This is a genomic window from Marinococcus sp. LNSP9103-4 (genome assembly GCF_056034345.1).
Window position 1 is genome coordinate 1 of sequence record NZ_JBQLIA010000016.1, and the last position, 12,688, is coordinate 12,688.

14 protein-coding genes and 1 riboswitch are annotated in these 12,688 nt (G+C 50.1%); of the genes, 3 read left to right on the forward strand and 11 right to left on the reverse strand.

Translation table 11 applies throughout. The features are described from left to right. From ACTRXG_RS11185 to prsW, 6 genes are all read right to left on the reverse strand, one after another. Positions 1 to 674 (reverse strand): transposase (locus ACTRXG_RS11185; RefSeq protein ID WP_474284991.1); only part of this gene is annotated, 674 nt, incomplete at its 3' end. A gap of 116 nt (positions 675 to 790) precedes the next feature. After that, complete coding sequence (locus ACTRXG_RS11190) at positions 791 to 1,465, reverse strand: flagellar brake protein (protein WP_474284992.1); 675 nt, start codon at positions 1,463 to 1,465, stop codon at positions 791 to 793. Between the two features lie 47 nt (positions 1,466 to 1,512). Then, positions 1,513 to 3,354, reverse strand: coding sequence for a bifunctional homocysteine S-methyltransferase/methylenetetrahydrofolate reductase (locus tag ACTRXG_RS11195; RefSeq protein WP_474284993.1), 1,842 nt, complete (start codon positions 3,352 to 3,354; stop codon positions 1,513 to 1,515). Between the two features lie 32 nt (positions 3,355 to 3,386). Beyond that, entirely contained in the window at positions 3,387 to 4,490 is a 1,104-nt protein-coding gene (locus ACTRXG_RS11200; RefSeq protein WP_474262155.1) for a methionine biosynthesis PLP-dependent protein, read from the reverse strand. 92 nt (positions 4,491 to 4,582) lie between these two features. Further along, positions 4,583 to 4,689, reverse strand: a riboswitch (SAM riboswitch). 58 nt (positions 4,690 to 4,747) lie between these two features. Further along, positions 4,748 to 4,912, reverse strand: a complete 165-nt coding sequence (locus ACTRXG_RS11205) for a hypothetical protein (protein WP_176967630.1) — start codon at positions 4,910 to 4,912, stop codon at positions 4,748 to 4,750. A 23-nt stretch (positions 4,913 to 4,935) separates the two neighbouring features. After that, a complete protein-coding gene (gene prsW, locus ACTRXG_RS11210) occupies positions 4,936 to 5,583 on the reverse strand; it encodes a glutamic-type intramembrane protease PrsW (RefSeq protein WP_474262156.1) in 648 nt (215 codons plus the stop codon). 103 nt (positions 5,584 to 5,686) lie between these two features. Here prsW and ACTRXG_RS11215 point away from each other — a divergent pair, with 103 nt between their 5' ends. Further along, positions 5,687 to 6,661: an asparaginase gene (locus ACTRXG_RS11215; protein ID WP_474284994.1), complete on the forward strand. Its 975-nt coding sequence runs from the start codon at positions 5,687 to 5,689 to the stop codon at positions 6,659 to 6,661. Between the two features lie 33 nt (positions 6,662 to 6,694). Here the strand turns inward: ACTRXG_RS11215 and ACTRXG_RS11220 are convergent, their stop codons facing one another. The 5 genes from ACTRXG_RS11220 to ACTRXG_RS11240 form a co-directional block, all read right to left on the reverse strand. Continuing rightward, complete coding sequence (locus ACTRXG_RS11220) at positions 6,695 to 7,681, reverse strand: YpdA family putative bacillithiol disulfide reductase (protein WP_474284995.1); 987 nt, start codon at positions 7,679 to 7,681, stop codon at positions 6,695 to 6,697. 12 nt (positions 7,682 to 7,693) lie between these two features. Beyond that, a complete protein-coding gene (locus ACTRXG_RS11225) occupies positions 7,694 to 8,458 on the reverse strand; it encodes a metallophosphoesterase (RefSeq protein ID WP_474284996.1) in 765 nt (254 codons plus the stop codon). Between the two features lie 317 nt (positions 8,459 to 8,775). After that, the gene (locus ACTRXG_RS11230) at positions 8,776 to 9,066 is read right to left on the reverse strand and encodes a hypothetical protein (RefSeq protein ID WP_474284997.1); all 291 of its coding nucleotides are present in this window, start codon (positions 9,064 to 9,066) and stop codon (positions 8,776 to 8,778) included. Further along, positions 9,059 to 10,552, reverse strand: coding sequence for a RecQ family ATP-dependent DNA helicase (locus ACTRXG_RS11235; protein WP_474284998.1), 1,494 nt, complete (start codon positions 10,550 to 10,552; stop codon positions 9,059 to 9,061). Before ACTRXG_RS11235 ends, ACTRXG_RS11230 begins: the two co-directional genes overlap by 8 nt. Beyond that, on the reverse strand, positions 10,524 to 11,579 hold the full coding sequence (locus tag ACTRXG_RS11240; RefSeq protein ID WP_474262162.1) for a YpbB family protein: 1,056 nt from the start codon (positions 11,577 to 11,579) through the stop codon (positions 10,524 to 10,526). Before ACTRXG_RS11240 ends, ACTRXG_RS11235 begins: the two co-directional genes overlap by 29 nt. A 172-nt stretch (positions 11,580 to 11,751) precedes the next feature. Between ACTRXG_RS11240 and ACTRXG_RS11245 the strand changes: the two genes are divergently transcribed. Further along, positions 11,752 to 12,000: a ferredoxin gene (locus ACTRXG_RS11245; protein ID WP_474284999.1), complete on the forward strand. Its 249-nt coding sequence runs from the start codon at positions 11,752 to 11,754 to the stop codon at positions 11,998 to 12,000. 122 nt (positions 12,001 to 12,122) lie between these two features. Next, positions 12,123 to 12,614 carry an inorganic diphosphatase gene (locus ACTRXG_RS11250; RefSeq protein WP_022792297.1) on the forward strand — a complete coding sequence of 164 codons (492 nt, stop codon included), beginning with the start codon at positions 12,123 to 12,125 and terminating at the stop codon, positions 12,612 to 12,614. Positions 12,615 to 12,688 lie beyond the last annotated feature (74 nt).

The window sequence follows — 12,688 nt, forward strand, 5'->3', positions numbered from 1 at the left end:
GCAAACATCTTCTCCCGTTCATCTTTGACGTAATAGCCGCTGTCAGGATCGGTCGTGCTTTGTTTGACCTCCCGTCCGCCCGGTTCGCGGCGGGCGGGAGGCAGGGGCTTTTTTCCATGGACCTCACGGTCCCGGTGAATTTCAGCATCCAGTTGCGCCTGGTACGCCCGGGCTTCAGCTGCTACATGAACGCGATCAAATTTTTTCTTGTTGGCGTTCGCTTTCACGTGGGTGGCATCGATATAAAAGACGGACGGATCCACAAAGCCGGCGGCCGCTGCTTCCTCGAGCACGCGTTCAAATATCACTTCGAACAACCCGCTGTCCCGAAACCGGCGCGTGTAGTTTTTGCCGAAGGTGGAAAAGTGCGGCACAGGCTCCAAAAGTTCCAACCCAAGGAACCATCGGTAGGCCACATTCGTTTCGATCTCCCGCACCGTCTGACGCATGGAACGAATGCCGAACAAATACTGGAGCAACACCATTTTTACCAGACGGACCGGATCAATACTCGGCCGGCCGATGGGGGCATAGAGGGATGCGACTTCGTCGTAAATAAAGGAAAAATCCAGCGCGGCCTCGATCTGGCGGACCAGGTGGTCCGCGGGCACTAACTGATCCAGCTGAATGGTCGCTTCCCGGTAACGAGCTTCTTCCGAACTCCGCCTCATCATGCACCATAACCCCTTTCCAGGCTATTTCTTTTTATCATAGCACAAAAAAACTGCCGACACGCTCTAAAATTAGAGTCATTGTCGACAGTCTGAGACCGCTTCGGCGGTCTAACATACTAGCTTCCGATTCGTTTTTCATGTTTCGCTGCGGAGCGCTGCCGTTCAAAGCAGTATCGTATTACTGCCTGACGCTCTTTTTCGGCCAGATCCAAAAACTCCATGCTTGCCCTCTTCGGCCGGCGCTCTTCTTTTTCCAGCACTCTTCTAACCGCAGCAGTACAATGCAGGTAATGCATCGCCCCGTCCTCCATTGGGAAAGCGAGCGTGATCTGCACCTGTTCATCTTCAAGCAGCTTTGCTTTTGGCGGCACGACGATCATGCATCCACCGCCGCTCACATTTACCGTCACCGTAGTGAACGGACGGTAATGGCCGTGTACAGCTGTATTGACGCTTGTTTCCACGCGCACATAATTTCTGCGCTGCACCCGCTGCCATTCCTTTTTAGCAGGCCGTTCAATGATCAGGGCTGGTATGTGCCCTTTTTGACGGGAAAGCACTTTAGAACGAAACGAATAAACAGCACTGTCCTCCCCGACAAACCATACATGGACTGCTCTGCCTGCCTGAAAGGAAATAATTTTACCAGTCTCTTTTTCTGTAGGCATAGCAATCGTGAACGTATGTTCATCTGCATCAAGCAGCTGGGATTTATATTGGGTATCGTTGTCATGTGGTTCTTTCGTTTTTATGTTTTCATGCAGATGCCAAACGCTTCCAATCTCGTACAATAGCTAAAACCCCTTTTACTATATATATCGGATAAAAAGAAACAGTGTTAAATTTCTTTGGCACCGGCACCAGCCTGCTCCCGTACATATTTTGTCAGCTCGGCCGTGATTTCATAGCGCAGAAACGGTGTGATTAAATAAATACCGTTAAAATAGCGGAGCGTTTCATCAATCAGTTCTTTTGCGATAGCGATGCCTTCCCGTTGGGCTGCTTCGGAATCGTTCCCGCAGGCCGCCATCCGCTTCCGCGTATCCCCGGTTAACTGAATCCCCGGAACCTCATTGTGAAGAAACTCTGCATTTCCCGCGCTCACAAGAGGCATGATGCCGATAAACACGGGCGCTCCGAGTCCCCTGACCGCTTCATGGATCGTTTCAATCCGTTCAATGTCATACACCGGCTGGCTCATAAAATAGTGCGCCCCTGCATTCACTTTCTTTTCCAGCCTTTTTACAGCTTTATCAATATGAAGCACATTCGGGTTAAACGCTCCCCCGATGGAGAAATTCGTCTTTTCTCCAAGGGACTTCCCGGAAAACAGCCGCCCTTCGTTCATTTCCCGTATCAGAGAGATAAGGGATACGGAGTTCGCATCATATACAGACTTCGCCCCTGGAAAATCCCCGACCTTCGAAGGATCGCCGGTAATCGCCAGCAGGTCCCGCACGCCAATTGTGTGAAGCCCCAGCAGATGGGACTGCAGACCGATCAGATTCCGGTCCCGGCAGGCGATATGCAAAAGTGGCCTGGCAGAGGTCTGCTGCTTGAGCATCGCTCCCATAGCGAGATTGTCAATCCGCGGGGAAGCAAGGGAATTATCGGCAAGCGTAACTGCATCCGCTCCTGCGTCATGAAGCGCCTGGGATCCGCGTATAAATTTTCCTGTTTTCAGTTTTTTCGGTGGGTCAAGCTCTACGATGACCGTTTTCTCAGTTTTCACTTTTTCATGGAGGGGCACAACCGGTTCCTTATCGGCTGTCGCCTTAGCCGCCGGAGCTTTTACCTTTACCGGGCGCTTCGTCTTTTCCGGAACGTCGTGTTTAACAGCTTCCGCTATCATGCGGACATGCTCAGGCGTCGTTCCGCAGCAGCCGCCAATCAGACGGATGCCCTGTTCTTTAAAGCGGAAAGCCTGCTTATAAAAGTACTCCGGGTTGGACTGGTACACGTAACGACCGTCATACCAGTTTGGAAGACTGGCGTTAGGATAAGCCGAATAATATGCCCGTCCGGTTAATTCCGCCTGCTCAAGCGATTTCAATATATGATACGGGCCCATCCTGCAGTTGAGTCCGACCACTGAAGCGCCGGCATTCTCGATCCGGCTGAAGGCTTCAGTGATCTGCACTCCCCCATGCATGACGCCGACATCACCAAGTGCCACCTGGGCAATAACAGGAATCTCTTCATCTTTACTGCGGATGTAACGGACGATCTGCAGAAGCTCGGGGAGGTCGTAAAACGTTTCGAGTAGCAGACCATCCACCGGTTCCGCCAAAAAGACATTCACCTGTTCCTGCAGCGCCTGATTTAGAAACTCATCTGAATGTTCGCTCACCTGAACGCCTTTAATCCCTCCGACTGTAGCAAATACATAAGCCGAGCCGCCGGAAGCCTTCCTCGCCAGCCGCACGCCGGCCCGGTTAATATCCTGCACTTTATCTTCAAGCCCGTAGCCTTCAAGCTTCACCCGGTTCGCCGCGTAGGTATTTGTCTGGAGAATATCCGCCCCGGCTTCTGCGTATTCCCGGTGAGCATACTCCACAGCCTCAGGGTCCGTTAAATTCATAGCTTCAAACGAGCCCTTATAGCCTTTCTGGTAAAGATACGTGCCCATTGCCCCGTCGCCGATCAAAATCGAGGAATCGAGTTTTTCGAGTACGTTCATAGCCTTGCCCCTCTCCTGCTTGTGCTTATGAGTTACAGCGCTCTGAGCGCCTGTTCGAGATCTTCAATTAAATCGTCCTTATCCTCTATGCCGATGCTGAAGCGGAGAAGACGGTTATCAACGCCGTTTTGAACCCGTACCGCTTCCGGCATATCTGCGTGTGTCTGTGTTGCCGGATACGTAATAAAGCTTTCAACCCCGCCCAGACTTTCTGCAAACGTGATGATTTTAATGTTTCGTAAAAATGAATCTACCCACTCTTCGTTTTCAAGACGGAAGGAGAGCATTCCGCCCCGGCCCGAGTAAAGCACGTCTGTTACCTTTTCATGACCGCTGAGATACTCTGCGATGGCTTTGCCGTTTTCTGTATGCTGCTTCATGCGGAGTTTTAAGGTTTTCATCCCCCGCATCAGCAGCCAGGAATCAAACGGGCTTAAAATTGTACCCATGCCGTTTTGAAGTGCCCCAATTTTTTCAGAAAGCTCGTCCACATTGGATACAATCAGTCCGGCAATCAAGTCATTGTGTCCGCCTAAATATTTCGAGGCCGAGTGCACCACAATGTCCGCCCCTTCTTCTATCGGGCGCTGAAGCACTGGCGTATAAAACGTATTGTCCACAATAAGCCAGGCACCGTGCTTTTTCGCGAGCAGCGAAAGCTCCTTCAGATCCGCTTCCTGCATCAGCGGGTTCGTCGGCGTCTCAATAAACAGCGCTTTTGTTTTATCTGTTATCAGCTGTTCAAATGCTTCGAGATCCCTCGGGTCACCGTATGTAACCGTGACGCCCCAGTGCCGCCATCCTTCTTCGAACAGACGGTACGTGCCACCGTAAATATCGCTTGTTGCAATCACTTCATCACCGGTTTCAAATATCGCAAACAGCGTCTGGATCGCAGCCATCCCCGAGCTGAGGGCAAACCCGTGTTTACCTCCTTCAAGCGCGGCGATACCGTTTTCAAGCAGGTCCCTCGTCGGGTTGGCCGTCCGGGAATAGTCGTATCCCGTCGATTCTCCTATACCTGTATGTTTATACGCTGTGGAAAAATAAACAGGAGGATTGATCGCTCCGGTCCGCGGGTCGGAATTATTACCCAATTGTGCCAGGATGGTTTCTATCTGCAGTTGCTTTGACATGTCACAGCCCTCATTTCTGTAAAATTAATGCATTAAATGTACGAAAAGGTCTTCTTCCTTAGACAGAAGAAGACCTTGGCATGCAATACTTCTTCTCATCTCGCAAGCACAGCTTGCAGGAGTTAGCACCTGACCGCTTCACCTGCGGCTGGTTGCTGAGACTTCCAAGGGCCGATCCCTCCATCTCTCTTGATAAGAAACGTTATATGATTACTTTCCAAAGTACATGAAACGAATCGATATTGCAAGTAACCTTTTTATTCCGGTGCAATATCAACATGCAGCTGGTTTTCATTGCCGCAGACGCAGCGGCGAAAACCTGTTTCCATTTCCCCGGCCTTGTTCTTTCTGCCGCGTAGAATGTACTTTTCCCCGCATTTTGGACAGCGGATAACAACGCGGTAACGGCGGTCTTCTGACATAGTAGCTTCGTCCTTTCGAGTTGTTATTTCGCATTGGCTTTATTTGCTTTCGACAACGCAAACCACCACAAAAATAGCATGAACGGGATAAGATAATACAGAATATTGCCTAAAGAAGCGCTTAATATATAGTCGTACAGCCCGTGGAAGATAAGCGGAATCGCAAGAGCAAGAAAAAAAGAGAAGAGGCGCCTGCCATGACGGGAGGCGCGTTTCGCTGATACCGCATAATAACCCATAATCACACCCAGGAGCGCATGCACCGTCACTGGCAGCAGCGCTCTGGTAACAGCCGTTTCTATGCCGTTTGCAATTAAGTACAGGATGTTTTCAAGCGAAGCAAAGCCAAGCGACAGGGAAAGCCCGTAAATAACACCGTCGTAAGTATTTTTAATCGGAGCAAATCGAAGCACAAACGTATACAGGAGGAAAAACTTGATGCCTTCCTCTAGCAAGGCCGCCTGGGTATACTGCGCCGCAAAAAGCGGCATGCTTACCCCTTCTGTTTCAAGCGCATGTTCGATCACAAGCACCGGGAATACAATCAGTACCCCTATGACAAACGCACGGATGACCGGCAGCCTCCGCTCCACGTCCGCCCGGCGTTTTAATGTGAAATATATCAGTAAAGCAACAGCCGGCGCCAGGGCCGCCATAATCAGTGCGATCAACTTTCGTTCTCACCCTCTCTTGTTAAACGTATCGTATCATGCTATGTTCAAATTCGTAAAAGAATAATGCCAGCCATAGCCGGGCCGACGAGGAGGAATTGAAATGAAAAAAATACTAGTTATCCACACAGGCGGCACGATCGCCATGACCCAGACAGAAGAAAGCGGCGTGGAGCCGGGGCTTCACAACCCTTTAAGCCACTGGAGCCGCATTGCCAATCAAATTGCTGAGATTGTTACGAGCGATTTCCTGCATCTCCCGTCTCCTCATATTACTCCGGAGCACATGCTCTCTTTACACGAGCATATGCTTGAAAAGCTTTCCGAGGATACATATGACGGTGTCGTCATTACGCATGGCACCGACACCCTGGAAGAAACTGCCTATGCGCTCGATCTTTTTCATGACAAAGACCTGCCGGTGGTAGTGACAGGCGCAATGCGTTCTAGCAACGAAATCAGCGCTGACGGCCCCCAGAATTTCCTGGCAGCGGTCCGTACTGCCGCAAGCGAGAAAGCCCGGAGCATCGGAGTTCTCGTCGTTTTAAACGAAGAAATCCATTCTGCAAAAAACGTGACAAAAACCCATTCGTCCAATATTGCCACATTTCAGAGTCCGCAATACGGTCCGCTCGGCTTTGTGACGAACAACGAAATATTTATCCATCACTACCCGGCAAGCCGCGAGCATTTTTCGCCGGTCCATATGAATAAGAAGGTCCTCCTTTTAAAAATGGCAGCCGGCATGGATGCTGCTTTGCTTTCCCCGCTGCTTGACCAGCCGCTTGACGGTATTATTATCGAAGCATTCGGCCAGGGCAACATTCCTCCAACCATCGTGCCGCTGCTTGAGGATTCGATTGCCAAACAGGTGCCTGTGGTCCTTGTTTCCCGCTGCCACAGCGGTGTCGTCCAGGCTACCTACAGCTATGAAGGAGGCGGCTACCAGCTGAAGCAAAAGGGCGTTATTTTTACGAACGGGCTGAACGGCCAGAAGGCGCGCCTGAAGCTGCTCGCTGCCCTCGATGAAAAACGGCCGCTCGAAGCTATCCGCGCCTGCTTTGAACACATTGAGTAGCATCCCCTCCACATTAAAAAAGCCACCAGTTTATTAAAACGAAGTGGCTTTTTTTCGTGCTATATTTTCCGCTATTTTCTCTCCATGAAAGCGTCCGTTTTCGATAAATATCTCGTTCGCTTCATCTCCTGCGGCTATAACTCCGGCAATATAAACGTTTTCCCGGTTTGTTTCCATCGTTTCCTCATCAAAGGACGGACGGCCTGACTGTTCATCAACAGCAATACCGAGCTGGCGGAAAAAAGCTCTCGATGGATGATAGCCGGTCATGGCGAAAACAAAATCAGCCGGCACGGAATGGGAGACGCCCCCTTGTTCATAAACAACCTGATCGGGCTCAATACGCACCACGTCTGCTTCAAATTCCATCCGGGCTGCGCCGCGCCGGACCATTGCCTGAAAATCGGGGAGGATCCACGGCTTAATGCTTTTAGAATACTCCTCTCCCCGGTAGAGAACCGCCACCTGAGCGTTCACCTGCTCAAGAGCAAGAGCAGCGTCTACAGCTGAATTTCTCCCGCCGATAATAACGATTTTCTGGTTAAAATGAGGATGGGCTTCTTCAAAGTAATGCTTTACATGCGGCAAGCTTTCTCCAGGCACGCCCATGTGATTTGGATTATCATAGTAGCCGGTGGCTATGATAACGTGAGGAGCTTTCCACTCCCGGACCCCTCCCTGCAGCGTTTCAGTTTGCACCAAATAACCTTCCTCCGTTTCCAGGATCGTCTGCACTTCTTCGTAATTGTAAATACGCAGTTTTTCCGCTTCCGCTACTTTGCGGTAATAAACTAAAGCCTCCTGGCGCCGGGGCTTTCGGTCTACAACCGGAAAAGGATGGCCGCCGATTTCAAGTTTATCCGCAGAGCTGAAAAACGTCTGGTGTACGGGGTACTCATAAATGCTGTGGACGATATTTTTCTTTTCGATAATAGCTGCATCAATTCCCCGGCGCTTTAATGCGATCGCTGCTGCCAGACCGCAAGGCCCGCCCCCAATAATAATTACTTGCTCATTCATATTCATACTCCTTTATTCACTGTCGGAATGACTGTTTCTCAACACAAACAGGTGCGTTTCCGCCGGGGCACCGTGGCGCATCGGTATGCTGGTCGTGCCGTAGCCGTTGCTGATAAACAAAGCCTGGTATTTTTCATCGTACCAGCCCCCCTTTAATTTCGGCCCCCAGCCGAAAAGCCGGATTTGACCGCCATGGGTATGTCCGGTAAGCATATACACCGCCCGTTCGGAAAAAGGGCCGTACCGGTAATACGCTTCCGGATTGTGGGCAATAAGCAGGTCTGCCTCTGGCACAAGTGCCGGATTACGGTAGGATTCGTAAAAGCGTTCCTCTCCGAAGGAAGCGATCGTAAAATCACTTTCCTTTAACGTGTATGCATTTTTTTCAAGAATTTCGATCCCCTCCTGATGCAGAAGCGGCCTAAGCCATCTGCGACCCACCTGCAGATCGTGGTTTCCCCAGACAAACACGACCGGGGCATGACTGCGGAGCAGGCGGAGATTCTGTCTGATACGTTCAGCTGGCACGCCCAGCTCGGTCAGGTCACCGCCAATAATAACCAGATCAGGCTTCCGTTCGAGCTGCCGGAATAATGCAGGCGATATCCGCCGGCGGTGAATATCGGTGATGAAAAAAATGGAGGAGCCCTCCACCTCCGGCGGCAGATTTTTATATTCCAGCTCATGAGTTCTTACTTTATTCTGCCATGTTTCCTGCAGGACTCTGCCGGCATACAGCACAGAAAAAAGAAGAGGAGCCAGCAGCCATTTTTTCATGATGGAACCCCTCTTTTCCTTTATAAAATTTGAACGTTTCCGGACAATTTAAAAACGAGTATACGTATACCGTTTATCTCCGCTATACTTATGTAAGGGAAAAACTGACCGGAAAGAAGGTATTTAAACGATGGATCTTATTGTCTTTTTAGCAGGAGCCGCTTTATTTGGAGGAGGCTTTTTTTTGCTTTTATATTTTCTGTTCAGAAAAAAACCGCTCACCTGGCCGTTTGTATTAATGATTTTTGGCGTGATTGCCTGTTTTGTCGGCCTTCTTTTATCTTCACCACTGACAGAAACATCTGCCGCGTTCATTTCTACTGAAACATACTCATGATGAACGGGGATACCAGGGCGGTAATGACAATCAATATAAATGCGGCCAACAGCGTATGGGGAAGAGTCAGCATTGGACTCTCTTCTTCCTCCGGCTCTTCCTCTTTTCCGGAGTAGCGTGAACGCCTTAAAGCCTCCTGGTGCTCCTCTTCACCCGAAGTCTCCCCGCCTGCACTGCCACGACGGCGGCTGAGGCGGCTTCGATCTGCATCCGGATGCTTTGCATTTTCCTCCGTACCGGCGTTTCGCTTTTCCATACGTGTTTTATTCATGCTTCGCTCTCTCCCTTCCGAAAAACAGCTCCTCCAGTCGTATTTCCCACGGGGCTGTTTCTTTTTCTTTCTCTGCTCCCTGATGCTCACGAAAAGGAAGCCTGTGCCCGCACATATCGCAGCAGGGTTCGGGACGTTTCATTAACGCTTCCCTAAAAACCTGCAGTAATAAACGTCTCCGGCATTCTTCGTTATTTTCTAACCATTGTATCATAACCTTCAGCTTTTTCTGCTTTTCAAACGATCGCTGCTGCACCTGCTTTTCCAGCTCTTCCAGAAGCTCTGCCTCAGGCTTCCCTGGGTATTTTTCAAAATAGTAAGTAAGAAAACGGGCAGCAGTTTCTGTCCATCCCATTCTGTTTATCAGGTCATCTGTTATTTCTCCCCGGCTGCTTTGGGCTGCCGCAGCCAATGCGGAGCCGAGCTCATTCACAGGGGGGAGCTCTGCTTCCATCAGCATCTGCGGAATAATGATGTCTTCCTCCAGGTAGAGCACCGCCGCCCATGCCTGTCTTCCGTCCCTTCCAGCTCTTCCGATTTCCTGAATATACGATTCTGCATCTTTTGGAAAATGATAATGAAGAACAAATTCGACGTTAGCTTTATTCAGCCCCATACCAAAGGAATTTGTGCACACTACGACGTCCAGGTCGCCGTGTAAAAACTGCTGCTGGATCATCAGCCTGGCCTCATTTTCAAGCCCGCCGTGATAAGCCTCCACCCGGTGGGAGGTTTTTTCCTGGAGCAGCGCTTTAAGCTCTTCGCATTTTTTCCGGCTCGATACGTAAACCAGTCCGGGACCGGGAGCCTTCTGAACGAGCTCGACCATCTCTCTTTTCTTTTCCCGCTCACTCGTGCACCGTTGGACAAACAGAGCAATATTTGCACGATCCACCGAATGAATGAATTCTTCCGGCGCTTTCATCTGCAGCTGTTTTTTAATGTCAAGCTGCACTTCCGGGGTTGCCGTTGCCGTGAAAGCTGCCATACATGGACGTCCCAGTGCTTGCCGAACCGGCCCGATTTTTAAATAATCCGTCCGGAACTCGTGCCCCCACTGGGAAATACAGTGGGCCTCGTCCACTACCATCATTGACACTTTTACACTCTTCAGCCGCTCTACAATAAACGGCAGGGAGAGAGCTTCCGGAGATATATACAAAAGCTTTAACGACGAAAGCCGGCTGAGCACCCGGGATTTCTCCTCCGGGCTCATAAAGCTGTTGTAGGCGGCGGCTGCTTTAATATGCTTCGCCCGCAGCTCCTGGAGCTGATTATCCATCAAAGACAAAAGCGGGGAAACGACAATTGTCAGACCGCTCTTCATTAAAGCGGGCAGCTGAAAGCAGATGGACTTGCCGCTTCCAGTCGGCAGGACAGCCAGGGTGTCCGTATCTGCCAGCAGCGCATCCACGATCGGCTCCTGGTACTCATGCAGAGAAGGAAAGCCAAAGTATTTATTCAGCGCTTCTGTTTTTCCGTTCACCTTTTTCCCCTCCTTTTGCCAGTGCAAGCCGGATCGCAAAATATGTCACGTCCCCGCCCAGCTGTTCTTTCAGCGCCTTCAGCTTAAACGTGTCAAGAGAAGCAGCCACCCGGCGTATGGCTTCCTGCTGCTTTGGCGGAACCAGATGGTCAATGGAAAATCCTTCGACCTCGCCGGCAATTTCCACAAAATGGTCTTCAATGGTACTCTCCTTTAAACGGCGGGCACGGGCGACCTCTTCGAGTGACAGTCCCCTGTTTATAAAATCAAGCGTCTTTTCAGCTGTGACGGTAAGCTGAGGATTTCCTCCGGCGTCCAGGCATTCATAAAGAACAGTGCCCGGCCGGCTCTCCGCTTTTTTTATTAAGGTGTGCACCGTGCCCTGAAATAAATACTCAATTTCGGCCTTTTCCATGCCCTGGATGCGCGCTATTTGATCTGTCGTTTTACCGAGAGTTTCCGCTCCCGTCAGCTTGTATACAAATATAAATGCCTGTATCTCCTTCAGTTCATGCAAGCAGCTCTTTATTTCTTCATATAACCTGTTCATGGCAGTGTATCTTTCCGCTCCCCATGCCGACAGCTTTTGTTTTACCCACTCCTGTGCTGACACATCCTGGATAATAGGCACAAACTGTTTTTTCTGCTGATACAGGTGGGAGAGCGTCTGAATCAACAGAGCAATCCTTCTCCAAAACTGCCGTCCCGTGTCGCGGTACGCCCAACCGTCAAAGCCTGCTTCTTCCAGTATTTTCTCCCACGGTTCAATAGCAGCGGCAGCCTCTGCACCCGGGATTCCTCCGGCCTCCAGCCAGCCGCGTTGATAAAAAGAGGCGGTAATGTGTTCAAACTGCGGTTTGTCGAGCCTGGCCAGGGCCCCGAACAGGTCCTTCGATTGAAACCACTTGGCGTCTGTGATCGTCTGGGAGGACCGCTTTCCAGACAAAAGGTGATAGGCAGAAGCGTCTGTACGTTCTCCGCGGAGCCTTTTTAATGCTATCAGGATCATCGCCTCTTGAAACAGCAATACGCCTCTTCCTTTCTATTCGTTCATCAAAATGCCACAAGTTAGGCTGTGTGGGGCGTTTCATATCTGTTGAAAAGTTTATCACGAAGAAATACAATATGGAATAGACCTTACGACGCTCTTCAATCAAGCGCATAAGTTTATAGATATCCGATCACATGGAGGGACACAGATGGCGAAATACACCATTGTTGATAAAGATACATGTATCGCCTGCGGTGCCTGCGGGGCGGCAGCTCCCGATATTTTCGATTACGATGAGGAAGGTCTGGCCGAAAACATCATCGATGATAACCAGGGTACAGAGAGCATTCCGGACGACCTTGAAGAAGATATGATCGACGCTTTTGAAGGCTGCCCGACCGATTCCATCAAAGTAGCGGAGGAACCGTTTGGCGGTGACCCGTTTAAATTCGAATAAGCACCGTGCCCCCAGGCTGCTGGGGGTTTTTTTACAGATTCTGTTCCCTGCCTTTCTTCCGTCTTTCATTCCTGCTATAATGCAGGAGATGTTTACTATACATATTGAAGGAGGAGATTGCCTTGGCAGAAAACAAAGAAGTGGAAGTGCTCATTGAAATTCCGACAGGCAGCCAGAACAAATACGAATTTGATAAAGATAAAGGTGTCTTTAAACTCGACCGCGTGCTTTTCTCTCCGATGTTTTATCCAGCAGAATACGGTTACATCGACGACACGCTGGCGCTCGACGGAGACCCGCTTGACGTACTTGTACTCGTTACCAATCCAACATTTCCAGGCTGCGTCATTGACGCCCGGGTCATTGGCTATTTAAACATGATCGATGACGGGGACGAGGATCAGAAGCTGCTCGCTGTACCAACGGAGGATCCACGTTTTGAAGGAGTAACTACGCTTGATGATGTACCGCAGCACAAGCTAGATGAAATCTCCCACTTTTTCCAGACGTACAAAGAGCTTGAAAAGAAAACGACTAAAATCGGCGGCTGGGAAAACGAAGCAGAAGCAGCTAAGCTTGTACAGGAATCCATCGACCGTTATAACAACCAGTAATTATCAAACGGGCCGGCAGCGGGATATTTTTCTGCTGCCGCCGGTTTTTTATACATGCATGAAACCGAAGAGGC